This window comes from Amaricoccus macauensis (assembly GCF_014201905.1).
In the GTDB taxonomy this organism is placed as follows: Bacteria; Pseudomonadota; Alphaproteobacteria; order Rhodobacterales; family Rhodobacteraceae; genus Amaricoccus; species Amaricoccus macauensis.
The window spans coordinates 1,401,466-1,427,775 of sequence record NZ_JACHFM010000001.1; the positions used below are offsets into that span (position 1 = coordinate 1,401,466).

General features: G+C 68.9%; 22 protein-coding genes. 7 read left to right on the forward strand and 15 right to left on the reverse strand.

The window, feature by feature from the left end:
• Positions 1 to 4 precede the first annotated feature (4 nt).
• From HNP73_RS06750 to HNP73_RS06765, 4 genes are all read right to left on the reverse strand, one after another.
• Positions 5 to 772, reverse strand: a complete 768-nt coding sequence (locus tag HNP73_RS06750) for a molybdopterin-synthase adenylyltransferase MoeB (RefSeq protein ID WP_184147805.1) — start codon at positions 770 to 772, stop codon at positions 5 to 7.
• Positions 769 to 1,239, reverse strand: a complete 471-nt coding sequence (gene dut / locus HNP73_RS06755) for a dUTP diphosphatase (protein WP_184147806.1) — start codon at positions 1,237 to 1,239, stop codon at positions 769 to 771. Before dut ends, HNP73_RS06750 begins: the two co-directional genes overlap by 4 nt.
• The gene (gene coaBC / locus HNP73_RS06760) at positions 1,236 to 2,441 is read right to left on the reverse strand and encodes a bifunctional phosphopantothenoylcysteine decarboxylase/phosphopantothenate--cysteine ligase CoaBC (protein WP_184147807.1); all 1,206 of its coding nucleotides are present in this window, start codon (positions 2,439 to 2,441) and stop codon (positions 1,236 to 1,238) included. The genes dut and coaBC overlap by 4 nt, the downstream gene beginning before the upstream one ends.
• A 98-nt stretch (positions 2,442 to 2,539) precedes the next feature.
• Positions 2,540 to 5,194, reverse strand: coding sequence for a glycosyltransferase (locus HNP73_RS06765; RefSeq protein WP_184147808.1), 2,655 nt, complete (start codon positions 5,192 to 5,194; stop codon positions 2,540 to 2,542).
• Positions 5,195 to 5,491: 297 nt separating this feature from the next.
• Between HNP73_RS06765 and pyrF the strand changes: the two genes are divergently transcribed.
• From pyrF to HNP73_RS06785, 4 genes are all read left to right on the forward strand, one after another.
• Positions 5,492 to 6,187: an orotidine-5'-phosphate decarboxylase gene (gene pyrF, locus HNP73_RS06770; protein WP_184147809.1), complete on the forward strand. Its 696-nt coding sequence runs from the start codon at positions 5,492 to 5,494 to the stop codon at positions 6,185 to 6,187.
• 103 nt (positions 6,188 to 6,290) lie between these two features.
• Positions 6,291 to 6,737 (forward strand): DMT family transporter, encoded by a 447-nt coding sequence (locus HNP73_RS06775; protein WP_184147810.1) that lies wholly within the window; start codon positions 6,291 to 6,293, stop codon positions 6,735 to 6,737.
• 80 nt (positions 6,738 to 6,817) lie between these two features.
• Positions 6,818 to 9,373 carry a PBP1A family penicillin-binding protein gene (locus tag HNP73_RS06780; protein ID WP_184147811.1) on the forward strand — a complete coding sequence of 852 codons (2,556 nt, stop codon included), beginning with the start codon at positions 6,818 to 6,820 and terminating at the stop codon, positions 9,371 to 9,373.
• 72 nt (positions 9,374 to 9,445) lie between these two features.
• Complete coding sequence (locus tag HNP73_RS06785; protein ID WP_184147812.1) at positions 9,446 to 9,835, forward strand: YbaN family protein; 390 nt, start codon at positions 9,446 to 9,448, stop codon at positions 9,833 to 9,835.
• Here the strand turns inward: HNP73_RS06785 and HNP73_RS06790 are convergent.
• The 4 genes from HNP73_RS06790 to HNP73_RS06805 form a co-directional block, all read right to left on the reverse strand.
• On the reverse strand, positions 9,819 to 11,417 hold the full coding sequence (locus tag HNP73_RS06790; protein WP_184147813.1) for an indolepyruvate oxidoreductase subunit beta family protein: 1,599 nt from the start codon (positions 11,415 to 11,417) through the stop codon (positions 9,819 to 9,821). The two genes, HNP73_RS06785 and HNP73_RS06790, sit on opposite strands and share 17 nt — an antisense overlap.
• A gap of 13 nt (positions 11,418 to 11,430) precedes the next feature.
• Positions 11,431 to 13,581, reverse strand: coding sequence for a ferredoxin family protein (locus tag HNP73_RS06795; protein WP_184147814.1), 2,151 nt, complete (start codon positions 13,579 to 13,581; stop codon positions 11,431 to 11,433).
• A 16-nt stretch (positions 13,582 to 13,597) separates the two neighbouring features.
• Positions 13,598 to 14,383: a cyclase family protein gene (locus HNP73_RS06800; protein WP_184147815.1), complete on the reverse strand. Its 786-nt coding sequence runs from the start codon at positions 14,381 to 14,383 to the stop codon at positions 13,598 to 13,600.
• 84 nt (positions 14,384 to 14,467) lie between these two features.
• Positions 14,468 to 15,592 (reverse strand): LLM class flavin-dependent oxidoreductase, encoded by a 1,125-nt coding sequence (locus tag HNP73_RS06805; RefSeq protein ID WP_184147816.1) that lies wholly within the window; start codon positions 15,590 to 15,592, stop codon positions 14,468 to 14,470.
• A gap of 109 nt (positions 15,593 to 15,701) precedes the next feature.
• Here HNP73_RS06805 and HNP73_RS06810 point away from each other — a divergent pair, with 109 nt between their 5' ends.
• Positions 15,702 to 16,283: a winged helix DNA-binding protein gene (locus HNP73_RS06810; protein ID WP_184147817.1), complete on the forward strand. Its 582-nt coding sequence runs from the start codon at positions 15,702 to 15,704 to the stop codon at positions 16,281 to 16,283.
• 22 nt (positions 16,284 to 16,305) lie between these two features.
• Here the strand turns inward: HNP73_RS06810 and tal are convergent, their stop codons facing one another.
• The 5 genes from tal to HNP73_RS06835 form a co-directional block, all read right to left on the reverse strand.
• Positions 16,306 to 17,265: a transaldolase gene (gene tal, locus HNP73_RS06815; protein ID WP_184147818.1), complete on the reverse strand. Its 960-nt coding sequence runs from the start codon at positions 17,263 to 17,265 to the stop codon at positions 16,306 to 16,308.
• A 191-nt stretch (positions 17,266 to 17,456) separates the two neighbouring features.
• On the reverse strand, positions 17,457 to 18,167 hold the full coding sequence (locus tag HNP73_RS06820; protein ID WP_184147819.1) for a cell wall hydrolase: 711 nt from the start codon (positions 18,165 to 18,167) through the stop codon (positions 17,457 to 17,459).
• Between the two features lie 195 nt (positions 18,168 to 18,362).
• A complete protein-coding gene (locus HNP73_RS06825) occupies positions 18,363 to 19,298 on the reverse strand; it encodes an ArgK/MeaB family GTPase (protein ID WP_184147820.1) in 936 nt (311 codons plus the stop codon).
• Complete coding sequence (locus HNP73_RS06830) at positions 19,295 to 21,898, reverse strand: putative PEP-binding protein (protein WP_184147821.1); 2,604 nt, start codon at positions 21,896 to 21,898, stop codon at positions 19,295 to 19,297. The genes HNP73_RS06825 and HNP73_RS06830 overlap by 4 nt, the downstream gene beginning before the upstream one ends.
• 102 nt (positions 21,899 to 22,000) lie before the next feature.
• A complete protein-coding gene (locus HNP73_RS06835) occupies positions 22,001 to 22,786 on the reverse strand; it encodes a phytochelatin synthase family protein (protein WP_184147822.1) in 786 nt (261 codons plus the stop codon).
• A 440-nt stretch (positions 22,787 to 23,226) separates the two neighbouring features.
• Here HNP73_RS06835 and dnaN point away from each other — a divergent pair, with 440 nt between their 5' ends.
• Positions 23,227 to 24,345 carry a DNA polymerase III subunit beta gene (gene dnaN / locus HNP73_RS06840; protein WP_184147823.1) on the forward strand — a complete coding sequence of 373 codons (1,119 nt, stop codon included), beginning with the start codon at positions 23,227 to 23,229 and terminating at the stop codon, positions 24,343 to 24,345.
• Position 24,346: 1 nt separating this feature from the next.
• Positions 24,347 to 25,420, forward strand: coding sequence for a DNA replication/repair protein RecF (gene recF, locus HNP73_RS06845; protein ID WP_184148075.1), 1,074 nt, complete (start codon positions 24,347 to 24,349; stop codon positions 25,418 to 25,420).
• Positions 25,421 to 25,423: 3 nt separating this feature from the next.
• On the opposite strand, the gene HNP73_RS06850 is transcribed toward recF, so the two are convergent.
• Together HNP73_RS06850 and HNP73_RS06855 are read right to left on the reverse strand one after the other, a co-directional pair.
• On the reverse strand, positions 25,424 to 25,882 hold the full coding sequence (locus HNP73_RS06850) for a universal stress protein (protein WP_184147824.1): 459 nt from the start codon (positions 25,880 to 25,882) through the stop codon (positions 25,424 to 25,426).
• 139 nt (positions 25,883 to 26,021) lie between these two features.
• Positions 26,022 to 26,306 (reverse strand): DUF1330 domain-containing protein, encoded by a 285-nt coding sequence (locus HNP73_RS06855; protein WP_184147825.1) that lies wholly within the window; start codon positions 26,304 to 26,306, stop codon positions 26,022 to 26,024.
• Positions 26,307 to 26,310 lie beyond the last annotated feature (4 nt).

Sequence of the window (26,310 nt, forward strand, 5' to 3'; positions counted from 1 at the left end):
CGGCTCAGCCCGGTCGCCCTGCTCCGTGGCAGACCGGGCAGTCGGGCCGGGCGCGGGTCCGCACGCGCCGGACCTCGGCATCGAGCGCGTCGTAGAGCAGGAGCGCCGAACGGAGCGGACGCCCGGCGCCCGTCAGATACTTGATCGCCTCCATCGCCATCATCGAGCCCATGACGCCCGGCAGCGCACCGACGACGCCCGCGAGCGCGCAGGGCGGCGTCAGCGACGGGTCGGGCGGCTCCGGGAAGACGCAGGCGTAGCAGGGGCCGCCCGCCGCCGGGTGCCAGAGCGCGATCTGGCCCTCCCAGCGGCTCATGGCGGCGGCGATGAGCGGCTTGCCGGCTGCGACGCAGGCGGCGTTGATGAGGTAGCGGGTCGGAAAGTTGTCGCTGCCGTCCAGCACGAGGTCGGCGGTGGGCACGAGGCGGGCCGCCGCCTCGGCATCGAGCCGCAGGACGTGCGGCTCCACGGCGACGTGCGGGTTCAGCGCCGCGAGGCGCGCAGCCGCGGCCGCGGCCTTCGGCCGGCCGACATCGGCGGTCACGAAGATCGTCTGGCGCTGCAGGTTCGAGAGGCCGACGGTGTCGTCATCGACCAGCATCAGCCGGCCGACCCCGGCGGCGGCGAGGTAGAGCAGCACCGGCGCCCCGAGGCCACCGGCGCCGACAACGAGGACACGCGCACGGCCCAGCGCCTGCTGTCCCGGCCCGCCGATCTCCGGCAGCACGATGTGGCGGGCGTAGCGCTCGAGCTCTTCGAGCGAGAGGCTCATCGCCCGGTTCCGGTGGACCCGAAGCCGCCAGTGCCGCGCGCACTCTCGTCGAGGCTGTCGGCCACGACCCACACGAGGCGCGTGACCGGCGCGAGCACGGCTTGCGCGATGCGCATTCCGTGCCCGAGCGTCACAGGCACGGCGCCGTGGTTGATGACGATCACCCCGACCTCGCCGCGATAGTCGCTGTCGATGGTGCCGGGGCTGTTCACCAGCGCAAGGCCGTGGCGCAGGGCGAGCCCGGAGCGCGGGCGGATCTGCAACTCGAAGCCAGGCGGGATCTCGACCGCGAGACCGGTCGGGATCAGTGCCCGGGCCCCGGGGGCGAGCGTCAGACCGTCGGACCGGTCCCGTGGCGGCAGGTTCGCGAAGACGTCGAGCCCGGCGGCGCCCGTCGTCGCATAGGCCGGCAGCGGCAGCGCCGGATCGTGCGACGGCAGCCGAAGCACCCTGACCGGAACGCTCATGTCAGTGCCCGGGCGATGCGATCGGCCAGCGCGTCGGCGGTCGCATCCTTCGACATGCGCGGCCATGGCTCCGCCCCCTCGGCGGTGACGAGGATCGCGGCGTTCTCGGTGCCGCCCATGATGCCGGTGGAGGGGCGCACGTCGTTCGCGACGATCCAGTCCGCGCCCTTGCGCAGGCGCTTGGCCGTGGCGTTCGCCACCACGTCGTCGGTCTCGGCCGCGAAGCCCACGACGAGGCCGGGGCGGCCCTCCGATCGCGTCGCGATGGTGCGCAGGATGTCGGGGTTCTCGCGCAGGACGAGGCCCGGCGGCGTGCCCGTGCCGTCCTTCTTCAGCTTCGAGGCGCCCGCGCCTTCCACGTACCAGTCCGCGACGGCGGCGGCAAAGACCGCGGCATCGGCAGGAAGGGCGGCGTCGACTGCCTCGAGCATCTCGCGGGCGGTCTCGATCTCGACGATCGTCGCGCCTTCCGGTCGTGGCGCCTCGGCCGGACCGGTGACGAAGGTGACGCGCGCGCCGCGCCGCACCAGCGCCGAGGCGATGGCGCTGCCCTGCCGGCCGGAGGAGCGGTTCGCGATGTAGCGCACCGGGTCGATGGGCTCATGGGTCGGGCCGGACGTGACGATGACGTGTCGCCCGGCAAGCGGCCCCGGCGTGGGGGGAGCGAGCGCCGCCGCGACCGCCGCGACGATCTCCGCCGGCTCGGCCATGCGCCCGGGGCCGAACTCGCCGCAGGCCATGTCGCCGTGGTTCGGCCCGACAGTGAGGACGCCATCGGCGGCGAGGGCCGCGACGTTGCGCTGCACGGACGGATGCAGCCACATGCGCACGTTCATCGCCGGTGCGAGGAGCACGCGCTTGTCAGTGGCAAGGAGCAGCGTCGAGGCGAGGTCATCAGCGAGCCCGCCCGCGATCTTGCCGATGAGATCGGCGGTCGCCGGGGCGACCACCACCAGATCGGCGCTCCGCGAGAGCTCGATGTGACCCATCTCCGCCTCGCGCGTCAGATCGAAGAGCAGCGTATGCGCCGTCTCGCCCGCCAGCGCCGAGGCGGTGAGCGGCGTCACGAACTCCGCCCCGCCTGCGGTCAGCACCGGCACCACGCCGGCACCGGCTTTCTTCAGCAGGCGGATGAGTTCAAGGCTCTTGTAGGCGGCGATACCGCCGCCGATCACGAGAAGGATCCGGCGTCCCGCCAGCATGGTGATGCTCTCCGCTACCTGCGGCGCGCACACTATCCCGCCCGCCGGGCACCCCGCAACCCGGGGGCATCCGGCGGGCGGGGAAGGCGGGCAAGGGCTCAGGCGGCGGAGGCCGCCTGCTCCGTGCCTTCGGAGCCGACCCGCGCCGCTGCCGTATCGCGCGACGTCACGTGATAGACAGCGAAGGACCAGAGCGACACATCGACCGCGGTCCCGCCCTGCAGCTGGAGGAAGAACTTCGGCGCCGTCCCGGGGGCCCGATCGGCGAAGGTCTCCTGCGTCACAGTGAAGCGGTTGCGGATCGGACGGAGCCGCCAGTCGATCGTGTGGACCACGGCATGGCACCATGGATCCGCACCGGGCGCCCGGTTCACGTAGAGGCCGGAGCGGAGTTCGAGCTGGACCCGCGACGACATGAAGCCCACGATCTCGTAGGTCTCACCCACGCGGAAGACGTCGGGGCAAATCTCGAACTCGATCAATGCCCACTCGATATCCGCCTCCCTGACCGTGCGGAACCGAAGCCCGTGGAGCGCGGATTCGGGGCCGAAGGGCAGCGCGACGGGCTCGATGCGGTCCATCTCGAAACGACCAACGCCCGTGTCGGCCTTGTAGGCCACACGGGCCCCCGACACGAACTCCTGATAGGGGGTGAGGGCGCGGTGCTGCGGCCCCGGGCAGCCCGCGAAGGCGTCGGCCAGCGCTGGCGCCGCGCTGCGCGTGCACTCGACGCCTGCCGGGGGCTTCTCCGCCGCGCCCGGAGCCCTGTCCCCGAGACGCGTGCCCTCCGCATGGCGGTAACGGTCGAAAAGCGGCGCGCGCCAGCCCACCAGCGGCAGGGAGTCGCGCTGCCGATGACGCAGGCGCGGAAAGCCCGGGACCTGGAGCTCGCGAATGGCGATGTCGAGCGTCGCGGTCATCCGCTCGTTGGTCGGCATCCGAACCGCTCGGGTCCTGAAATCGCCGATCGAGTAGAACTCGTACCGCAGGTAGTGCACGAAGCGTTCAATCAGCGTCTGGTCGGGCTTCGCCGGGGATCGGACGTGATCGAGGACATCCCGCGCTTCATCGACATACCGGTTGACGCCGTCGATCTGGTAGAAGGCCTTGCCGTAGAGCAGGCAGAACTTCCCCCACAGCATCGCCTGCACGCCGACGCCCGAGTTGAAGGTCAGGATGCTGTTGCACGCCCCGAGCAGGTCGGCGACGTGACAGTCATCGGCGGAAATGCAGTTTCCAAATGCCGGAACGTCATCCTCGAGCGGGTGCTTCTTGACGACGACCTTCACGCCGGGCGGTATCGCTGCGTCGAGCTCGGTCAGCAATTCGATGAACCGGGCATAGGTCCGGTTGCCGCGCGTCATGAAACGGGTGGCGGTGTCGTCCGGCCGCTGCAGCGCCACGAAGATCATGAAGTCGCTCTCGGCGATCCCAAGCTTGCGTCGCAGCGCCGAGGGGCCAATGCGGTCCGGCTGATCCTCGAGCGCCTGGTTCGCGAGCCGCTCCTCGGCCATGTAGTCGACGACCTGCGCCCGTTCGGCCGCGTCGAGCGGACGATCCCAACGCTCGCCCGCATAACTCGTGCTGTCGGCAAGAAAGCCCTCCGGGTCGAAGAAGAACGACCGGTTCAGGGCGCCCCGCTCCGCGACGAGATAGGGGAGGCCGAGTTCGCGACACCAGCGATAGATGTCGGCCATCGCTTCCGAGGAGTACGGGTTGTGGAAGAGGACCCGGCGGATGCCATGCGCGCCGAGGTAGTCCATGAATCTCGCCTTGGTCTGAAACTCGGTCTCCGACTCGAAGTGGAGCGTTCCAAAGTACGGCATCACGTCGCGATGGGCCGTGAACGTGTTCTTCCGAAAGCAGAGCGTCCGACCCCGGCTGAGGTCAGGCAGTGGATCGGGCTCGGCTTCGAGCCCTCCCGAAAGCTTCTCGAGGAAGTTCTTTCGATTCGCGGCTGACCTCTTGAAGTAGTCTCCGTCCCGGGTGACCGGATGCCACGCATGGAAAATGGCGATCCCCTTGGCGAACAGCGTGTCGCCGTAGAGCCGGTAGGATGCCTTCCAGGTACTGTAATCGACGGTATCGAAGTTTCCCCGCTCGGTCGCCCATTCACGTGGCCTTGGAAACCGGCCGTCGTTGCGGATGCAGCGATTGATGAACTCGAGGTCCTCGTAGCCCCAGCCGACGAAGCCCTCGTTGTTGCCGCCTCGCGACAGATAGTAGCGCCGATGATGGAGAGTCACCGACGTGCCCGTGGAGATGCGCTCGACGCGGGAAGTGTCGCCCATCAGGGCGTAGTGATGGAAGAGCTGCGCCTGATCTTCCGGCGGCGTGCGCCGGAGTTCCCCGACGCCAGCCTCCGTGAGATAGATAAAGGGGACCATCAGGAAGCTCGAAGCCGTGCCGCGAAGACCCTGCACCCGGATTTCGGCGAGAAGCCGGTTGTAGAAGCCTGCGGGCGGAATCAGATCCACGTCCTGGAACAGGATGAAGTCGCTCCGCGCGTACATGGCGCCGGCGTTGCGGCAGCGCCCTACCGAGAAGTGCCGGTCTTCCGTGGGGAGCCGCAGATAGGACCAGCCGCGCTGGTGCAGGATCTCGTCGATTTCGGCGACCAGGGAGGCGGGAGAGCCATCGTCCACCACCAGGAAGTGCACCCGCGACGGCGTTTCACTGTCGTTGCCCGGGTTTCGCCGCAGCCGGTCTATGCCGTCGGCCCGGTCAATCGAAGCTCGGAGGGGAATGATCACCGTCAGGTCACTTCGGCCATCCCACCGGTCTATGAAAACTGCCCCCAGAAACCCATCCGATGCCCCGCCGTCCTCTCTGATTACATTGCTTTTGTTCATTAATTTTTAACCCCAGATATTATCTGACAGCTGGCAAGGCGATCAGCTTCAATTGTACTTCCTTGGTTAATTTTTGGTTAACCTCCAATGGCCAGGACCCTGTCGGAAGCCTACCGTGCGTCTGCCGCCCTTGACAGCGATCCCCCGGCGGCGCACCCGGGCCGCGCGCGCGGCGAGACCACCAGCGGGAGATGCACCATGTCCGATGACCGCCTGATCGTGGGCCTTGATCTGCCCGACGCCGGAAGCGCGGGCGCGCTTGTGGAGCGGCTGGGGCAGGAGGTCGGCTTCTACAAGATCGGGCTCGGGCTGCTGGCGAGTGGCGGGCTCGACCTCGCCGAGCGATTGAAGCGTGACGGCCGCCGGGTCTTCCTCGACATGAAGCTCTTCGACATCGGTGCGACGGTGACAGCGGCGACGCGCGGCCTCGTGGGGCGGATCGCCCCGGATTTCCTGACGGTGCAGGGCGACCCGCACGTGGTCCGCGCGGCGGTGGCCGGGCGGGGCAACGCGCCCACACGGATTCTCGCGATCAGCGTGCTCACCTCGCTCGACCGCGGCGATCTCGACGAGGCGATGATGGTCCCGGGTGATGTCGAGACGATCGTGCTGGAGCGCGCGCGCCGGGCCTTCGCCGCCGGGGCCGACGGCGTTGTCGCCTCGCCACAGGAGGCTGCGGCGATCCGGGCGCTGCCCGAGGCGAGGGGCAAGGCGATCGTCACGCCCGGCGTCCGTCCGGCGGGCGCGGCGGTGGGCGACCAGAAGCGGATCGCGACGCCGGCCGAGGCCCTGCGCGCCGGGGCCGACCACCTGGTGATCGCCCGGCCGATCTGGTCGGTGGACGATCCCGTCGCCGCGGCCCGGGCGATTCTTGCGGAAATCGCCGCTGCGTGACCGAAACTTCAGGAGAGATGCGAAACACCTGAAGGCGACAGGCGAGGATGACGGACGCGGACGGAATGCTACGTACGGTGGTCCATTGGAAAGGACCCCGTCCGTGCAGATTCTCCCCTATCTCTTTTCGGCCCTCGGCCTCGGCGTGCTCGTTGCCTGGCAACCCCTGATAAACGCCCTCGTCGCCCGCGCCATTGGCAGTTCCTACGGCGCCGCGCTCATATCGATCAGCATCACGCTGGTCGGCGCCGTCATCGTGGTCGCGTTCGCCGGACGCGGCGACATCTCGCGGGCGACGCTCTCCACCCTGCCCTGGTGGGTGTTTCTCGGCGGCTTCATCGGCACGCTCTTCGTCGGGGGCGGCGTGATCATCGCCCCGGTCACCGGCGCCCTCGTCTTCGTCGCCTGCGTGGTCGGGGGCCAGCTCATCGGCGCGACCATCGCCGACCACTTCGGTCTCTTCGGCATCACGGTCCGGGAGGTGACACCGCAGCGCCTCGCCGGGCTCGCCCTGGTCGTCTCCGGCGCCGCCCTCGCGCTGCGGGGATGACACGCTCCTGTTAACCCGCGGATTTTGACCTCGGCGCAAGCCTTCTGTAGGGTGGCGCGACGTCGGTCGGGACCAGAATCGTGCTGCTCTGGATTTTCAGGTTTTTTGGGTTTTTGTTCAGCTGGTTGGCGATCGGGTCCATCATGGCACTCGGTGGCATAGCCGCTGTGTTCCAGATCTACGGCAAGGATTTGCCGGACTATCAGCAACTCGCGACCTATGAGCCCGCCACGCTCAGCCGGATCTATTCCGGCGAGGGCCAGCTCATGGACGAGTTCGCCCGCGAGCGGCGGATCTTCACGCCCATCGACGAGATCCCCGACCAGATCAAGCAGGCGTTCGTCTCGGCCGAGGACAAGAATTTCTACAACCACCACGGCTTCGACCCGCGCGGGATCGCGGCGGCGCTCTATGACGCGGCGCTGCACGGTGGCCGGCTGCGCGGCGCCTCGACGATCACCCAGCAGGTGATGAAGAACTTCCTGCTGACCGGCGAGCGCTCCGGTGAGCGCAAGATCAAGGAAATCATCCTCGCCACCCGGCTGGAGAACACGCTCTCGAAGGACGATATCCTTCAACTCTACCTGAACGAGATTTTCCTCGGCCAGAACGCCTATGGCGTCACGGCCGCGGCACAGACCTATTTTGCCAAGTCGCTCGAAGAGCTGACCCTCGCGGAGACCGCGTATCTCGCGGCGCTGCCGAAGGAGCCGAGCAACCTCCATCCGGTGCGTGACAAGGCCGAGGCCATCGACCGGCGCAACTACGTGCTGAACCAGATGGCGCAGAACGGCTACGTCACCCGCGACGCCGCCGAGGCGGCGAAGAAGGAGGATCTGGTCACCGTCCAGTCCGGCGCCATCGCCTCGGCGCGGCGCGAGATGCCGCCGCGCGACTATTTCACCGAGGAGGTGCGGCGCCAGCTCGCGGCGAAGTTCGGCGACGACGAACTCTTTACCGGCGGCCTCTCGATCCGCGCCACCGTCGATCCGAAGCTCCAGAACGTCGCCGCCGAGGCGCTGCGCGACGGGCTCGAGTCCTATGACCGCGGCCTGAAGGTCTACAGCGGCCCGGTAGCCGAGATCGATCCGGCGAGCTTCAACCCCGATGATGAAGCAAGCTGGCGCAAGGTGCTGTCGAGCGCTCCGGTCCCGCGCGACATCTCCGGCTGGTATCCCGCGATCGTGCTCTCGCTCGGCGACACGTCGGCGCGGATCGGCATCGACGGCATCCCGACGCCTCCCGAGGGCGACTTCCTGCCGTTCTCCGACGCCGCATGGGCCCGCGTCCGCGCGAACGACAGCGGCCGCCTCCGCACCGCGCGCGGCCCGAGCGACCTCTGGAAGGTCGGCGACGTGGTGCTGGTGAAGGCCATCGAGAAGGACGGCGCCTTCGACCACTGGTCCTACCGCCAGATCCCGGCGATCCAGGGCGCGTTCATGGCCATGGACACCCAGACCGGCCGCGTGCTCGCCATGCAGGGCGGCTTCTCCTATCAGTCGAGCGTCTTCAACCGCGCGACGCAGGCGCTGCGCCAGCCGGGTTCGTCGTTCAAGCCCTTCGTCTACGCCGCGGCCCTCGATCAGGGCTATTCCCCGGCGACCATCGTCCTCGACGCGCCGATCGAGGTGGCGACGTCGGCGGGCATCTGGATGCCGGAGAACTCAGGCGGCACCTACTATGGGCCGACGCCGCTGCGCACCGGCATCGAGCAGTCGCGCAACCTGATGACTGTCCGCATCGCGCAGGACGTGGGCATGGACACGGTGGCGAAGTACGGCGAGCGCTTCGGCATCTACAACAACATGCCGCATCTCCTCAGCTACTCGCTGGGCGCCGGCGAGACCACGCTCTACAAGATGGTCGCAGCCTACGCGATGCTGGCGAACGGCGGGCTGCAGGTCGAGCCGACGCTGGTCGACCGGGTGCAGGACCGCTACGGCAAGACCATCTATCGCCACGACCAGCGCACCTGTGACGAGTGCTCGGCCAACGACGTGGCCGAAGCGCCGGACCCGACGATCCACTCCAACGCCGAGCGCGTGATGGACGCGATCACCGCCTATCAGGTAACCTCGATGCTCCAGGGCGCGGCCAGCCGCGGCACCTCGGCCGGATCGGTGGGCCGGATGCGGCTGAACCTCGCCGGCAAGACCGGCACCACCAACGAGGCGAAGGACGTCTGGTACGTGGGTTACAGCCCGCGCATCGTCGCCGGCTGCTACATGGGCTACGACAATCCCCGGCCGCTCGGCGAGAGCGCGTTCGGCGGCACGCTCTGCGCGCCGGTGTTCGTCGACTTCATGAAGCAGGCGATGGCAGGTCAGGGACCGGTCAGCTGGCCGGCGCCCCCGGGCGGGCACTTCATCAAGATCAACCGCCACACCGGCCAGCGCCTGCCGGACAACGCATCGGGCGGGGACGTGCAGGCCGAGTATATCCGCGACGGTCAGGAGCTGATGGTCGGCGCCTACGGCATGACGGTGGACGGCGGCTGGAAGATGGGCTCGGACGTGCCGCTCTTCGACGACGTGCTGAACTCGCCGGCGATCGAGCGCGTGACGGTCCGGGGCGAGAGCCGCTCGCTGCCGTCGCGGCCATCCCTCGGGTCGATGTCGAGCGGCGGGCTCTACTGAGCCGACTGACCCCATACTTGTCGGAAGGAGCCCGCGGCCTGCCCTTGGCCGCATCGCCATCTGGGAGCGGGCATGAAACGGGGAGGCAGGATCGAGGGCTCGCGGATCGTCCGCGGTTTCTTCCTCGGCCTCGGCCTCGGCTTCACCGCGCTCGGACTTGTGGGCGTCGTGCTGCCGGTGCTGCCAACGACGCCGTTCCTGATCCTCGCGGTTGCCTGCTTCGCGCGGTCATCGAAGCGGCTGGAGCGGCGGCTGCTCGATCATCCGCAGGTCGGCCCGCCGCTCCGTGCCTGGCGCGAACGCGGCGCCATTCCGGTGCGGGCGAAGCGTATGGCGCTCTTCGGCACGAGCCTCGGCTTTGTGATCTTCCTCGCCACCGGTCATCATGGCTGGGGGCTGACGGCAGCGGTGGCGCTTCTGATGCTGGCGGGCGTCGCCTTCGTCTTCAGCCGCCCGTCCTGATCTCCGCATCGTCCCGGAGCGAGGCAATGGTGCGAAGGGCGCCTTCGAGCGCCTCGCCCTTCTCGTCCATCAGCGCCGCCTGACGCAAACGGCGAAGCCAGCCGGCCGCGTCGGGGAGGTCCGCCACGGTGGGCACCGCGGCGAGCACCCGGTCGAACTTCGAGAGGCCGCGGGCGTGGGTGTCGGAATAGCCCTTCACGAGGCGGCGGCAGGCGAGGATCTCGGTCGCGAGCGCGTAGTCGCGCGGCAACACCGCCTCCGCCAAGCCGAGCCACGCCTCGATGTGCGCCATCTCCCGGCCGTGGCGCAACAGGCCGCGGCGACGCGGGCGGAGCCCGGCGAGCACGTAGAGCGTGACGAACCAGCCGATGTTGCCGGTCTTCACCCGCCGCCCGCGGTTCACCAGCCGGTCGAGCGCGGCGAAGAGCCTCGGCCGGTTCTCGAGGAACCGGCCGAGGCCCACGGGCAGGCTCGCGACCACTTCGTCCATGCGGGGGTGCATGAACTCGGTGGTGTAGACGATCTGCTCGTCGGCGGCGGCAAGCTCGCGCCGCACCCGGTCGAAGCGGCTTGCGCGCGTCTTGAGGTCGGCGACCCGGATGACATCGTCGTAGGCCATCGCGCCCGCGAGATACTTCGCCGCGGCAAGCGAGAAGGCGTGGCCTGCTTGCCCGCCTCCCGCCGCCTCGTCCGACGCGATGAGCTTCGCCATCCGGTCGAGGTACTTCGCCCCGTAGGCCGGGTCCTGATAGTCGACGACCCGGCGCACCCCGGCATAGAGCATCGGTCGGAGCGGTTCGGGCAGGCCGTGGATCCGCGCGAGGAGCGCATCGAGCGCCGGCACCCCGACCGAAGCGGGCGGGGCAGGCAGATCCTTCCCGGGCGCGCGCGCCACCGGGTCGGAAGCGCCCTCCGCCGCGCGCGCGAACCCGGCGCCGAACGCGCGCAGGCTCGCCTCGACGCCCCTGCCACCACTCGCCACCGCCGCTTCGAAGGCGGCGCGGCTGAACGGCAGGACGCCGGCCCCGGCGAGCGCGCCGAAGAGCACGGAGGAGATGACACTGCCGTTCTCCTCCGCGAGGCGCTGCATGTCGAAGGCGATGCTGTGGCGCGCGGCGACGTCCGAGGCGGTGACCACCGCCTCCGGATCGCCGGTGCCATCCCCCGGCACCTCCTTTTCGCCCACCGCATAGGCGCGATGCGTCGAGGCGATGAGTGTGGTGCGCTCCGGCGTGACGAGGCCCCGCAGCATCGAGCGGCCAGCCTCCATGAACTCGGACGCCAGCACGACATCCACATCGCCCGCCGTTGGCATCAGCGACAGGACCGGCGCGTGGCCGTCCTTCGCCCGCATGAGCTCGACATAGTAGATCGTTGCCCCGGTGCGCTGCGCCACGCCCGGCACCGACGTCGATTGCGCCATCCAGCCCTCGGCCTCGGCCAGCGAGACGATCCAGTCGGCGAGGACACCGCCCCCCTGCCCGCCCATCGCCAGAATCGCGATGGTGATCGGCTTGTCGGCGCCCGAAACGACACGGCCCGAAACGACACCAGCCGAAACCGCACGGGCCGAAGCATTCATCGGGACAGCCTCCTCAGGCGAAGGTGACGCGGCGGCTGTCGCGGCGGCGCTGGAGCCAGCCGATGACGCCCCGGCGCACCCGGGCGAGCCAGCGATCGGCGCCGGTCGGGTTCAGGATCACGTCGGCGCGGTAGAACGACGGGCAGAGCACCGCCGCCTCGGCGACCTCGCCGCAGTTGCCGCAGGCGACGCAGGTGTCGTCGATCGAGGCGACCGGATCGTCGCGCAACGGATCGGCGGTGTGCCGGACCGAGAGCGACGGGCAGCCGGAGAGCCGGATGCAGGCATGATCGCCGGTGCAGACATCCTCGTCGACGCCGAAACGTTCCTTGACCATGCGCCTGCCGTCGGCGACGGCTTTTGCGAACTGCGGCTTCACCCGGCGCTGCTTGTTCAGCATGCACTCCGAGGAGGCGACGATGATCTTCGGGCCTTCCACATCGGAGGTCAGCGCCTCCTTCAGTGTGTCGCGCATCTTCGCGACGTCGTAGGTGCGGTCGATCTGGCGCACCCACCTGGCGCCGATCCCCTCCACCGCCTTCGCGATCGGGTTGTTGGTCGAGCGATCGGGGTTCGAGGCGCGCGAGGACATGATGTCCTGGCCGCCGGTCGCCGACGAATAGTAGTTGTCGACGATCATGATGACGCCGTCGTGCTTGTTGTAGACGGCGTTGCCGACCGAGGTGGAAAGGCCATTGTGCCAGAAGCCACCGTCGCCCATCACCGAGATCGGGCGCTTGCCGGCGCCGGCATTGGCGAACGCCGAGGCGGACGCCGGCCCGAGGCCATAGCCCATGGTCGAGCCGCCGATGTTGAACGGCGGCAGGATCGAGAACAGGTGACAGCCGATGTCGGCGGCGATGTGATGCTCGCCGAGCTCCTGCTCGACGAGCTTCATCGCCGCGAAGATCGGCCGCTCCGGGCAGCCGGTGCAGAAGCCGGCGGGCCGGGCCGGGACCACCTTCTCCAGCGCCTTGACCCGCGGATCGGCGAGGACCGGCGCGGCTGTCGGCACCGGCGGCCGGTTGCCGAGGCGCTCGGGGGCGTGGGTGGAGAGAAACGTCTCGATCCCGGCAAGGATCACCGCGGGCGTGTAGTCGCCGCCCATCGGCAGCACGTCCTTGCCCGAGACCACCGCAGGCACACCGCGCCGCCGCAGGATGCTGTTGAGCGCCTGCTCGAGGTAGTCCGGGTGTCCCTCCTCGACCATCAGCACCGCGGACTTGCCGGCGGCGAAGCGCGCCACCTCGTCATCGACCAGCGGATAGGTGACGTTGAGCACGTAGAGCGGGATCTGCGTCTCGCCGTAGGCGTCGGCGAGGCCGAGAAGTTGCAACGCCCGGATGACGCTGTTGTACATGCCGCCCTGCAGGATGATGCCGACCTCGGCATCCGGCCCGAAGAACTCGTTGAGGCCGCGCTCCTGAATGAAGGCCTGCGCCGCGGGCCAGCGGTGCGCGATCTTCTCGCGGTCATGACCGAAGGAGGCGGGCGGCAGGACGATGCGATTCACGTCCCGCACCGGGTTTTCCAGCGCCTGCTTCATGGTGAAGGCAGGCGGGCGATTGTCCTTCGCCACGAACTGCCCGTGCACGTGGCAGGCGCGGATGCGCACCTCGAGCATCACCGGGGTGTTCGACGCCTCCGAAAGCTCGAAGCCCTGTTCGACCGCCGCGACGATCGAGGGGAGGTTCGGCCGCGGGTCCAGGAGCCAGATCTGCGACTTCATCGCGAAGGCGTGGCTGCGCTCCTGCGGGATCGACGAGCCCTCGCCGTAGTCCTCGCCGAGAATGATCAGCGCGCCGCCCTCGACGCCCGACGACGCGAGGTTGGTGAGCGCGTCGCTCGCGACGTTGGTGCCCGCGGTCGACTTCCACGTCACCGCGCCGCGCAGCGGATAATTGACCGAGGCGGCGAGCGTCGCCGCAGCCGCCGCCTCCGAGGCCGAGCTCTCGAAATGCACCCCGAGCTCGTCCAGCACCGGGCGCGCGTCAGCCAGCACGTCCATCAGATGCGAGATGGGCGACCCCTGATAGCCGCCGACGTAGGCGACCCCGGACTGGAGCAGCGCCTTGGTGATGGCGAGGATGCCCTCACCGCGAAAGACCTCGCCCGCGCCGAGCCGCAGATCCTCGACTTCGCGTGCGAATGAGCGTTCCGCCATCTCCGCCTCCCCGGCTTCAGCGGGTGACGAGCGCGAGGGCGCGGACCGGCGAGCCGGTGCCGTCGACGAACTTCAGCGGCGCCGCGATCAGGACCGCGCCCTTCGGCGGCAGCCGGTCGAGATTGACGAGGCTCGCGAGCCCGTAGCGGTTTGCCGCGTGCATGAGGTTGTGCGCCGGGAAAGGCGGGGTCATGCCCGCCGCTGAACCGGCGTCGGTGCCCACCGTCTCGACGCCCCAGCCGATGGCTCCGCGCTCGATGATGAGGGCGATCGCCTCCGCCGTCGGCCCCGGCGAGTGCGGGCCGGTCTCGTCGGCGTTCAGGAAGGTCTCCGACGAGCCGTTGCGCTTGTGCCAGTCGGTGCGCAGCAGCACCCACGAGCCGGGCTCGATCGCGCCGTGCTCGGCCTCCCAGGCAGTCACGCGCTCAGGCGTCAGCAGGTAGTCGGGATCTGCGGCCACCTCCGCCGAGACGTCGATGACGTTGGCCGGCGCCACGAAGCTCTTCGGCGCGATCGTGTCGGTGGTGGCGTTGGCGTGGCTCTGGCCGGTGATCCAGTGCACCGGCGCGTCGAAGTGCGTGCCGGTGTGCTCGCCAAGCTCGATCCAGTTCCACGCCCAGTACGGCCCGTTTTCATCGTAGTGCGAGATCGGATGGACCTTCACCGGCGGCGTGTTCTTCCCGATCTCCGGTGGCAGGTAGAGGATCGGCGTGTCGGGCCCGAGCGGCGCGGTCAGATCGACAACCTCGATCGAGCCGGCGACGAGCCCGGCGGCGAGATCGGCGAGGGCGGTGGCGGACATGGGCTTCTCCCTTGAGTCGATTCGTCGGCGCCGCGGGACGGCCGCGGCGCCAGAATGCACACTTCCGACGTCTGGGTCAGCCAGTCAGGCTGCGACGGATTCGCTTGCGGGAGCCGGGGCGCGGATGCCGGCCGCGGCAAGGATCGGCAGCACGGTATCACGGAAGTAGGGGAACTCCTCGGCGTAGTCGACGAAGGAGAGCGTCGTCCCCGCGAACCCCGCGGCGTGAAGCGAGATCAGCCCCTCCGCAACCTGTTCCGGCGTGCCGACGAGCGGGAAGCCACCATGGCCGGCCGCCATCCGGTCGCGGATGAGCGCAAGGAGATCGTGCGGGAACGACTGCGCGTGGGCGAACTGCAGCCGGACGAGATTGTCGACCGCCTCCCAGTCGGCGTTGGTCTTGCCGGTGTGCTCGAGCCAGGCCAGCGCCTCGCCTTCGGTCGGGCGGCAGACCACGTGGGAGAAAGTCATGACGCCGGCCTTGCGGCCTTCCGCCGCAGCCATTGCCTTGATCTCGGCGACCTCGTCCTTCGAGCGGTCGAGGTCGATCGCCGGGGTGAAGAGGAAGTTGGCGTTCTTCACCGCGAAGCCGCGCCCCTGCTTCGACCCGGCGGCGTTCAGGATCGGCACATCGCCATCCGGGCGCGGGTCGCCGAGGACGTTCTTCAGCTGGAAGTACTTGCCGTCCCAGTCGAACGCCTCGTCACGGGTCCAGAGCGCGCGGACGATGTCGTACCACTCCTGCGCATAGCCGTAGCGGGTTTCGTGGTCGTCAGGCAGGGTGAGGCCGAGCGCCTCGTACTCTGGCTTGTTCCAGCCGGCGACGATGTTGAGGCCGGCGCGGCCAGCACCGATCTGCTCGAGGGTCGCGATCTGCTTCGCGGCGACCACCGGATGATTCGCCACGGTGTGGACCGTCGAGAACACCGTGATGTCACGGGTCTGGGCCAGAAGCCCGGCGGCCCAGGTCATTGTCTCGAGCACGCCGCCGTGGAAATTCGTCTCGCCGCCGTAGCCGATCCAGCGGGCGATCGGCAGCATGAAGTCGATGCCGGCCGCATCGAGCATCTTCGCGAGGCGGAGGTTGTTGGCGAACGAGTTGTCCCAGCGCTCCGGAACCTTGGTGACGGTCATGCCGCCGGAGCAGTTGCTGGCGAACGTTCCGAGAAGGAACGTCTCCTTGTCGAGCAGGCGGGTGGCTGCGGCCATGATAGCTCCCTTTGGATTTTATTGTATTTTATGGTAGATTGTTTATCGAAAAGACGATGTCGACGCAAGCATCTTGTCGCAGCAGGTTTTCAGCCTGTAGGGACTGCATATGACCGACCAGAACCCCGATTCCCCGCCGGCGGCCTCCCCTGATTCAATCGACCGGCACTGGCACCTCGCCCGGACCGAAACGGAGCTGTCAGTCGCTGATCTGGAGTATGCGCTCCTGCGCTGCCATCAGGCGTTCGACCGCTGGCAATCGGAATGTCTCGCGACCGTCGCGGATGTCGCTCAGACCGGCCCGGAGAACGCATTGCTCCACGTCATCCGCATGAATGACCGGCCGAAGTCGATCCACGACCTCGCCCACATGTCGAACCGCCAGGATATTCCGAACATCCAGTACAGCCTGCGCAAGCTGATCGCGGCGGGTCTGATTACCCGAAGCGGATCCGGGCGCTCGGGCGTCACCTATGATGTGACCGATGAAGGCCGTGCCATCACCGATCGCTACTCCGAAGTCCGTGCGGCGATCCTGATCGCCGCCGTCGAGACTGTGCCGGATCTGGCGAGACGACTCGATGCCGCCTCCCGGGCGCTCGAACTCATGACCGGTCTCTACGACCAGGCGGCCCGGACCGCAGCGACCCATCGCCGCCGCCCGGGCGCTGCCATGCCGCCGGTGCGCTGAGAGCACCGGGGCGTCTGGCGGCTCAGGCTGCCGGCGCGGTCTCTGCCACGCGTTCGCCCAGCATCTTCTCGAGCTTCACGGCATCGGCGTGGAACTTGCGGATGCCCTCGGCGAGCTTGTCCGAGGCCATCTCGTCCTCGTTCATCTCCCAACGGAAGTCCGCCTCCGACAGCCGCTCCGTCGGGGCGGTGCCGCCGCTCGGGGTGAGCTTGCGCTCAAGCTCGCCCTGATCCTTCGACAGTTCGTCAAGCAGCCCCGGCGCGATGGTCAGCCGGTCGCAGCCGGCAAGCGCCTCGATCTGCCCGGCGCTGCGGAAGGAGGCTCCCATCACCACGGTCGGGATTCCGTGTCCCTTGTAGTAGTCGTAGATCCGCCGCACCGACTGCACACCCGGATCCTCGTCGGGAGCATAGGTCGTCGTGCCGGTCTTCGCCTTGTACCAGTCGGTGATCCGCCCGACGAACGGCGAGATCAGGAAGACGCCGGCGTCGGCACAGGCCTTCGCCTGCGCCATGCTGAAGAGCAGCGTCAGGTTGCAGTCGATCCCTTCCTTCTGAAGCATCTCGGCCGCCCGGATGCCCTCCCACGTGGAGGCGAGCTTGATGAGGACCCGCTCACGCCCGATCCCGAGCCGGTCGTAGGTCTCGATGATCTCGCGCGCCCGCGCAATCGACGCCTCGACGTCGAACGAGATCCGCGAATCGACTTCGGTCGACACCCGGCCCGGTACGATCTTCGAGAGCTCCGCGCCGACGGCGACGGTCAGGTCCCCGGCAATACCGCTGGCATCGTGACCGGCACGCCGGCCGTCCTCGATCGCCTTCGTGACCACGTCTGCAAAAGCCGGCGAGCCGAGCGCCGCAAGCACGATCGACGGATTGGTGGTGCAATCCTCGGGCTTGAACTTGCGGACCGCCTCGATATCGCCGGTGTCCGCCACAACGACACTCATCTGCCGCAACTGTTCGAGCTTGCTCGTCATCTCTCCAATCCTCCTCACCGCGGCGGCCGGGGAGCCCCGCCGCGCCCGTCACACCCAGCTTTCACCCGAAAGCCAGGCGAGGAAAAGCCCCTGCTTGTTGAGATAGTGCGCCGATGGAACCGCGCAAGCGAAAGGCCCCCGCCGGGTGCTTCGGCGGGGGCCATTCGGCCTGCGGAACCGATGGGTAAGATTCAGCCGCCGGCAACCTGTGTCGCGGGACGATAGAACATGTGCTGTCCGATCGTCACGGTACGGTCGAACTTGCGCGACCAGTCGGGACGGATGGTCCGCGTATGGAAATAGGTGGCACCGCCAGAGACGATGCGCGGATGCCCGTCGATCATCAGACGCGCCAGCTTCTCGCTGCGATCGCGGGCGGCAGAGGCCTTCATCACATCCGACAGCCCGTCGCAGGCGTAGGAGAACTGGCACCCGCGCCCGCTGCCGACGCCCTGCTTGGTCACGCCGCAGATCGTTCCCGGAAAGCTGCGGCTCCTGGTGCGGTTCAGCACCACTTCCGCCACGGCGATCTGCCCGGCGATTGGCTCGCCGCGCGACTCGAAGTAGATTGCTTCGGCGAGGCACTGCCACTGCGCGTCACCCGTCGCGGGCGGAAGCGCGTCGAGCGCCGAGAAGCTCAGACTCGCGGCCGACGCCAGCTCGGACACGTCCGGGGCCTCGGTCTCGCGGCTCGCAACCGTGGTGTTCTCGTCACGCGAAAGCGGTCGTGCGCTGGCGGCGACCGCGTCGAGGCGGTCGGAAGCCGACGTCAGGGCAAGCTGCTCACGGGCAACGGCCCGGGCCGCCTCGTCCCCGAACGGGCCTGCAATCGCGAGGCTCGGAAGCCCGGCAAGCGAAAGGCAAACAGCCCCCACGCACGCCAGAACACTCTGGCGGCTCATCAAACGAATCATTCTGTTTCTCTACCCCCGCAGCCGCGTGAAATGCAGCCTGTCGGTCTCGATTGTCCCCATCTTCTGAACGCTGGTTTGCCCGTTCAGGCCCGGAAATGTCTAGCGAGTTCGCCGAATGAGCGGATTCCCGCCAGTCACCGCGAGAGTATATGCGGCATCTTCCGGATGAAAATCGCCGGGCTATCAGACGTTTTTAAGGCATCCGTGAAGCGCGGTGCGAACCCGGCCGTGAAGCTCGGAAAACGCTGCAAACGGATCGGAGACCCGAGCGATTCGCGGCGCGAGAGCCAGAGCGCCCTCGCGGCCGAATGATTCGGTCAGGCGCGAACGCATCCAGTCGCGCCCCTGTTCCTGCCGCCGCGCCCCGCGTCCGGCCGCCGCGCGCTCATGTGTCGCGATCAGATCGAGCGCCTCGGCAAGCCCGGTACCGGCCTGCGCCGAGACGATGGCGACCGGCGCGGCGCCACCGTCCGGGCCATAGCCCATCGCCCGGCGCACCTCGGCCGCGGCGCGCTGTGCCGGCGGGCCGAGGTCACCCTTCGTCACCAGCACCACGTCCGGCACCTCCATGACGCCGGCCTTCATGAACTGAAGCGCATCCCCCGACCCGGGCTGGGCGCAGAACACCACCACGTCGGCGCAGTCGGCGATCTCGGTCTCGGACTGTCCGACGCCGACCGTCTCGATGATCACCCAGTCGAAGAGCGCCCGCATCAGCACCATGGCCGGGAAGACCTGGTCGGCAAGCCCGCCGAGGCGCTGCCGTGCGGCCATCGAGCGCACGAAGACGCCGGCATCTTCCGGGTCGACGACGATCCGCGTGCGGTCACCGAGCAGCGCCCCGCCCGAACGCCGCGACGAGGGATCGACCGCGATCACCGCCACGGTCTCGGCGCGCGCCCGGAGCGCGGCGATGAGCGCGCTCGTCAGCGTCGACTTTCCCACCCCCGGAGGCCCGGTCAGCCCGAGGGCAACGCCCTTCGGCGCGGCCCAGGCGGCCGCGAGCAGGCTCCCCAGGACCGGGCTCTCGGGCTCGGTCTCGAGCGCGGTCAGCGCCCGCGCGAGCGCGGCCTTGCCTCCGGCGGCGAGCGCCGGCAGATCGGCGGCAAGTGGTCTCATTGAACGCTGTCCGCCGTGTCCCGGACGAGGAGGCTGGCCTGCGCCGCGGCGAGCCGGGCAATCGGCACACGGAACGGCGAGCACGATACGTAGTCGAACCCCGCCACCTTGCAGAAGCGCACCGACGAAGGATCGCCACCGTGCTCGCCGCAGAGCCCGAGCACCAGCCCGGGGTTCTTCGTCCGGCCGCGCTTTGCCGCGATCAGCATCAGTTCACCCACGCCTTCCAGATCAAGAGTGTGAAACGGATCCTCGGTGAAGACCCCCCGATTGACGTACTCGCGCATGAATCTCCCGGCGTCGTCGCGACTGAGGCCATAGGTCATCTGTGTGAGATCGTTGGTGCCGAACGACAGGAACGCCGCCGAGAGCGCCAGGTCACCGGCCCGAAGCGCCGCCCGGGGCGTCTCCACCATGACCCCGAGCCGGAACGCGAGATCCACGTCCTCTTCCGCCTGCACCGCCGCCGCCACCGCATCGATGCGCGCCTTGGCGAGCACGACCTCCTGATTCGCCGAGACCAGCGGGATCATCACCTCTGGCACCACGGGCTCGCGCGCGTCGCGGTTGACGGCCACCGCCGCCTCGAAGATCGCCCGCGCCTGCATCTCGTAGATCTCGGGCATCACCAGCCCGAGACGCACGCCGCGCATTCCGAGCATGGGATTCACTTCCCGAAGCGCCCGTGCCCGAGCCGTCACCTGCTCGACCGGCAGGTCCATGGCGAGGGCGAGGGCGTGAAGATCCTCGGACTCCTGCGGCAGGAACTCGTGCAGCGGCGGGTCCAGCAGGCGGATCACCACCGGAAGCCCGCGCATGATCTCGAAAAGCTCGACGAAATCCGCCCGCTGCATCGGCAGCAGGCGGTCGAGCGCGGCTTTGCGCCCTTCCTCGCTCTCGGCAAGGATCATCTCGCGCATCACCGTCAGGCGTTCGGGATCGAAGAACATGTGCTCCGTGCGACAGAGCCCGATCCCGTCCACCCGGAAATCCCGCGCCATGCGCGCCTCGGCCGGCGTATCGGCGTTCGCCCGGACACCAAGGTCGCGCACGGCATCCGCCCAGTCGAGAAGCTCCGAGAACGCGCCTCCGAGCTCGGGCGCGATCATCGCCGGCGCGCCGGCCAGAATCTCACCGCGCGTCCCGTCGAGCGTCAGGAGCGCGCCCTCGTGATAGGCCCGCCCGTCGGGGCTCGTCAGCGTCCGCGCCCGCAGGTCGATCCTGAGATCGCCCGCGCCAACCACACAGGGCACGCCGATGCCGCGGGCGATCACCGCCGCATGGCTCGTCATGCCGCCCCGCAGGGTGAGGACGCCCATCGCCGCGTGCATTCCGCGGATGTCCTCGGGGCCGGTCTCGACCCGCGCGAGGATTGTCGGCTCGCCCTGCGCCGCCGCGGTCATCGCCGTTTCGGAGGAGAGCACGAGCCGTCCCGTCGCCGCGCCCGGACTCGCCGCAAGGCCGGTGCCGAACACGTCGCGCGGTGCCGCCGGGTCGATCTGCGGATGAAGATGTTCGAGCAGGCTCCGAGGCTCGATGCGAAGCAGCGCCTCCTCACGCCCGATGACTCCGGCATTGGCGAGGTCCACCGCGATCCTGACCGCGGCCCGGCCATTCCGGCGCACCGGCACCGAGTCGATGACCATCGGCTCGCCCGCTTCAAGCGCGAACTCGACGAGATGCGCATCGCGAAATTCGGTCGTCGCCTGCGCCGCAGCCGCCGCCAGCCGTTCCACCGCCGCCGGCGCCAGCTCATCGAGAGGCGGCAGCGGCATCTGGCCGGGCGTCTCCACAGCGCCCTGCCCGGTCAGCGGATACGTGCGGGTGCTCGCCTCCTTGCCCTGCGACCGCAGGGTGAACCCTCCGGCGATCTCCGGCCCGCCGCTCCGTCCGGAGACAAGCTGCAGCAAACCGCATCCACTCACCCCCGGTGCCAGGGACAACGCGAGGCGCTGAACCACGAACCCCAGCCCCGCATTCCCCGGCGCGCCCTTGGCCTGCCTGAGGATCCGCGCCGTTGGCGCCCGCCAGGCCAGCGCCATCGCCCGCGCCGCCGCCTCGAGCTGCTCGCCCGGATCCTCCGGCCACGGCTCGCCGACCGCGTCATCGTAGAGCGCCTCGACATCGGCGAGAAGCGCCCGGAGCGCTGCCTCGTCCGGCTCGGTGCCGGCGCGCAGGTGCTTTCGGATCAGCGCCTCCACTTCCTCCGGCTCGACGCCATGCACCATCTGCGCAAAGCGCGAGATGCCACGGATATGGAAGCGCAGTGCGGCAACGACCCCGACCCGCTCGGTGAGAAGCGCGAGGGTCCGGGCGCAGGCGCCAAGGTTCAGCATCGCGCTCGGCCCGCCCCAGGCCCGTTCTTCCGGGCTCGGCCGCAGTGCCAGGAGCCCGTCGCGCACAAGTCCGGCCGGCAGCTCCGGCATCGGCCCGCCGGCCGCGAGCGACGCCACGCACTCGAAGGAGAGCGCCACGCCCTGCGGTACCGGAAGCCCGAGGGCCGCCAGCCGCGCAAGATCCGCCGCCTTGCGGCCGTAGCTTTCGGCACGCACGGTTTCACCGGCCTCAAGGCCGACCACCGCTCCGGGCGGCACCAACATGATCTCTTGCGGCTTCATTGCAGCGCAGCATAGCATGGAATTTCGCCATGCAAACCGAAACGTAACAAAGGCCCGGCGTCGGTCAGAAGCCCAGCCCGCAGGTCAGGCCGCGCCAATTATGGCGTATCCCCGGGTATTGCGCCCGGCACGGGTGTCCATTGCCTTGAAGAGATCACGGGCCTGCACCCAGGCGGGCGTGTAGGACACGCGCGAGACGTCGAGCATCAGGAAGCGGTCGCTGTCCATGTCATAGGCGGCGATCGGCGAAGTATGCCCCCGTCCCTCCTGCCGAAGCACCGGCCGCAGGTAATTCGCCACCAGAAATCTCCGCGGATCGGCGAGCACCCGGAGCGCGGCCGCCCGAAACTCGTCGAGACTGCTGTGCTCGGCGAAGCGGACGTCCGCTCTGCCACCGTGGGCGTCGACGAACCGTGCGAGAACCTCGAGCCCCATCCCCTCGTGCATCACCTCCTCTTGCGAGCGGAGCGCCGAGGTCTCGGGGGTGAAGATGTTCCTCTGGGTGAAGCGTGGTCGAACCGTGCCGGCCCCCTGCGGCGGCGTCAGGTGCAAGGCGTTCAGGCACATCGCGATGGTTGCGGGACCGCAGAACTTCGGCGACTCCTGCGAAACGAGGTACGGAGCAAGGCGCAGGTAATCGCCCGCGAACGGGCTGCTTTCGAGAAGCGCGATGCCCTCGGGGGAAGCCAACGCGATCATGTGGTCGGGAAGCGGCAACGGCACGGGCACCGGCACGGTCGGAGCGAACAGGCTCCGGGCCCGGCGAAGCAGCCTGCTGACGCGGCCGGGCATGAACCCGTCGCTCAGGTCGAATTGCGGTCTCCCTCGCCGGACTGTCGCGTCCAGCGCCTCCGGTTGCCCGGCGAACATGCGACGTCCCCCTGTAGAACCCGATCCGGCCGGGCGAGGCTAGCGTGGAAATGCAAGCCCTCTCAACTGGTACCAAGGGACGCCCCCTCCATTATTGTCGGAGTGCGATTATAGTGCCGCACTTCCGGCTGGCGCGCCCGCCGCCCGATTCCAGGCCGGCTTCTGCCACGGGCGAGTGCAGGAGATATTCCGTCTTCGATCAGGCGTCCTGCGCCGGCGGGGAAGCGCGCGGCCGAACGTGACGAGGGCTGCCGGCCGAGGCGTCGCGCACGCATCGCGCGAGCCGCACGCCGCGCACTATTCCCAATCACTTCCGCGCTTTATGACCCATGCGCTATATCGGAACGGGCGGCCTCAGCCCCTTGCCCTTTCGCGGCAGATCTATAACGTCACGGTCCCTCCTTTTGCGGCGGGATACTATGGAAGGCGGCCAGTCGAGCATGAAAGTCAGCATGGAGCGCAGCGCCCTTCTCAGGGCCATGAGCCGGGCACAGTCGGTGGTGGAGCGGCGCAACACCATCCCGATCCTGTCCAACGTGCTGATCGAGGCGGACGGCGACGCGGTGAGTTTTCGTGCGACGGACCTTGACATCGAGGTCATCGACCGGGCCACCGCCATGGTGTCGCGCGCCGGCGCGACCACCGTCCCGGCGCATACCCTGCACGAAATCGCCCGCAAGCTGCCCGACGGCGCGATGGTGGAACTGTCGGACGACGGACCGAACCAGCGCCTCGACGTGCGCGCCGGCCGCTCGCACTTCAGCCTGCAGACGCTGCCGCGCGAAGACTTCCCGATGATGGCGAGTGCCGAGTATCAGGTCGGCTTCTCCTGCCCCGCCCCGACCCTGCGACGGCTCTTCGACAAGGCGAAGTTCGCGATCTCGACCGAAGAGACGCGCTACTACCTGAACGGGGTCTACATGCACGCGGCGACCGGCCCCGATGGCCCGGTCCTGCGCTGTGTCGCGACCGACGGCCACCGGCTCGCCCGGATCGACGCGCCCCTGCCCGAGGGCGCCGAGGGGCTGCCGGGCGTCATCGTCCCGCGCAAGACCGTGGGCGAATTGCGCAAGCTCCTCGACGATGACGAGGCGAAGATCGCCGTATCGGTCAGCGAGACCAAGATCCGCTTCGCGACGCCCGACATCACCCTGACGTCCAAGGTGATCGACGGCACCTTCCCCGACTACGCCCGGGTGATCCCCACCGGCAACACCCGCCGCCTCGAAGTCGACGCGAGCGAGTTCGCGCAGGCCGTCGACCGGGTCGCCACCGTCTCTTCCGAGCGGTCGCGGGCCGTGAAACTCGCGCTCGAGGACGACCGCCTCATTCTCTCGGTCAACGCGCCGGACTCCGGCGCCGCCGACGAGGAGCTTGCCGTCGCCTATGCCGACGAGCGGCTGGAGATCGGTTTCAACGCCAAGTACTTGCTTGAGATTGCCGGTCAGGTGGATCGCGAGAACGCGGTCTTCCTGTTCAACTCGGCCGGCGATCCCACGCTGATGCGAGAGGGCAACGACGAGACCGCGGTCTATGTCGTGATGCCCATGCGGGTCTGAGCTGGCGCTCACCCGGCTCCGCCTCTCGCACTTTCGCTCGCATCTGGCGGCCGCCCTCGACCTCGACGGGCGGCCGGTTGCCCTGTTCGGCCCGAACGGTGCGGGCAAGACCAACCTGATCGAAGCCATCTCCCTACTCTCCCCTGGTCGCGGCCTGCGCGGCGCGGCGCCGGACGATCTTGCGCGCCGGCCGCAGGCGATCGGCTGGAAGGTCACCGCCACGGCCGACAGTCCCGACGGGGCGCATGAGCTCACCACATGGTCGGAGGGCACAGGCCGCCGCGTCGAGATCGACGGCAAGGCCACGAGCCAGACCGCGCTCGGCGCCGTCCTGCGGGTGCTCTGGCTCACGCCGGCGATGGACCGCCTCTGGACCGAGGGGGCGGCGGAGCGGCGGCGCTACCTCGACCGGGTGACCCTCAGCCTCGTGCCCGAGCACGGCGAGGTGGCGCTCGCCTACGACCGGGCGCTTCGCGAGCGCAACCGGCTGATCCGCGACGGCGTGCGGGATGCGGGGTGGTACGCCGCGCTGGAGGACGCGATGGCCACGGCCGGCGCGCGCCTCGCCACCCACCGCGCCGCGGCGCTCTCCCGGCTCGCGGCGGTGGCGACCGAGACCGCGTTTCCCCGCGCCGATCTCTCGATCGAGGGCGAGGGGCCGCGCGATGCCGCCGGCCTTCGCGAGGCGCTGCGCGAGGGCAGGGCGCGCGATCTTGCCGCCGGGCGAACGCTCGCCGGCCCGCATCGCGATGACCTGCGGGCGGTCTATGCCGCGAAAGGCGTGGAGGCCCGGCTGTGCTCGACCGGGGAACAGAAGGCGCTCCTCGTCAGCCTCGTCCTCGCCAACGCCCGGGCGGTGGCCGCCGGCTTCGGCAAGGCGCCGGTGCTGCTCCTCGACGAGATCACCGCGCATCTCGACGACAATCGGCGGGCGAGCCTCTTCCGGGCCATCCAGGCGCTCGGCGCACAGGCCTTCATGACCGGGACTGGCCCGGAACTCTTCACCGGGATCGACGCTCAGAGAGTGGCGGTCGACGAGACCGATGGCGCAAGCGCGCTCCGGAGCCTGCCGTGAGGCTCAGGACGCGGCGAGGATGTCTTCCTTGCTCATGGAGCCCGGCACCACGGTGATCGGCACGCGCAGGTCGTTCAGGCGGCGGCCGGTGAGCGCGGTGACGACCGGCCCCGGCCCGGACTTGTCCGCGGCGGCGCCAAGGACGATGACACCCACCTCGGGGTCCGACTTCACGTAGTCGATGATCTGCTCGACCCGATCGCCCTCGCGGACCGCAAGCGTCGGGGTGATGCCCTCGCGCTTTTCCATGCGGTCCTTGAAGATCTGGAAGTGCGCCTCGACCTTTTCATGGGCCTCGGCGCGCATGACGTCGGCGACGCCCATGAAGTGCTGGAATTCCTCCGGCGAGATCACCGCCAGCATGACGATGCCGCCGCCGGTCTTGGACGCCCGGGTTGCCGCGAACCGCATGGCGTTCAGCATCTCCGGGGTGTCGTCGAGAATGATCAGAGATTTGCGCACTCGCGTCCCCCGGCCGCCCCTCGCTCGCGAGATAGCACCGTGGCCGGGGCTTTGCCAGCGCTCACGTCCGCAGTCGGAACGCGAGCCTGCTTCGGCCACCCGCCCGGCGCGACCTCGCGGGGCCGAAGCCCCACCTCGCTCACGCGCCCTCGACGACCACCAGATCCCGCGTCGAGGCATCCTTGGCGAAGGCGAGGGCCTCCTGATAGGCGGGCGAATTGTAGCAGGCGACAGCGGTATCAAAGTCGGCGAACTCGACCACGACATTGCGCGCCCGGTCTCGGCCCTCGAACTGCTGGTGCTTGCCGCCCCGCACGATGAACTTGCCGCCGAAGCTCTCGATGGCCGGGCCGGCGAGCTTGGCGTATTTGCCGTAGCTCTCGGCGTCGGTCACTTCGGTGTTGGTGATCCAGTAGGCTGGCATTGAT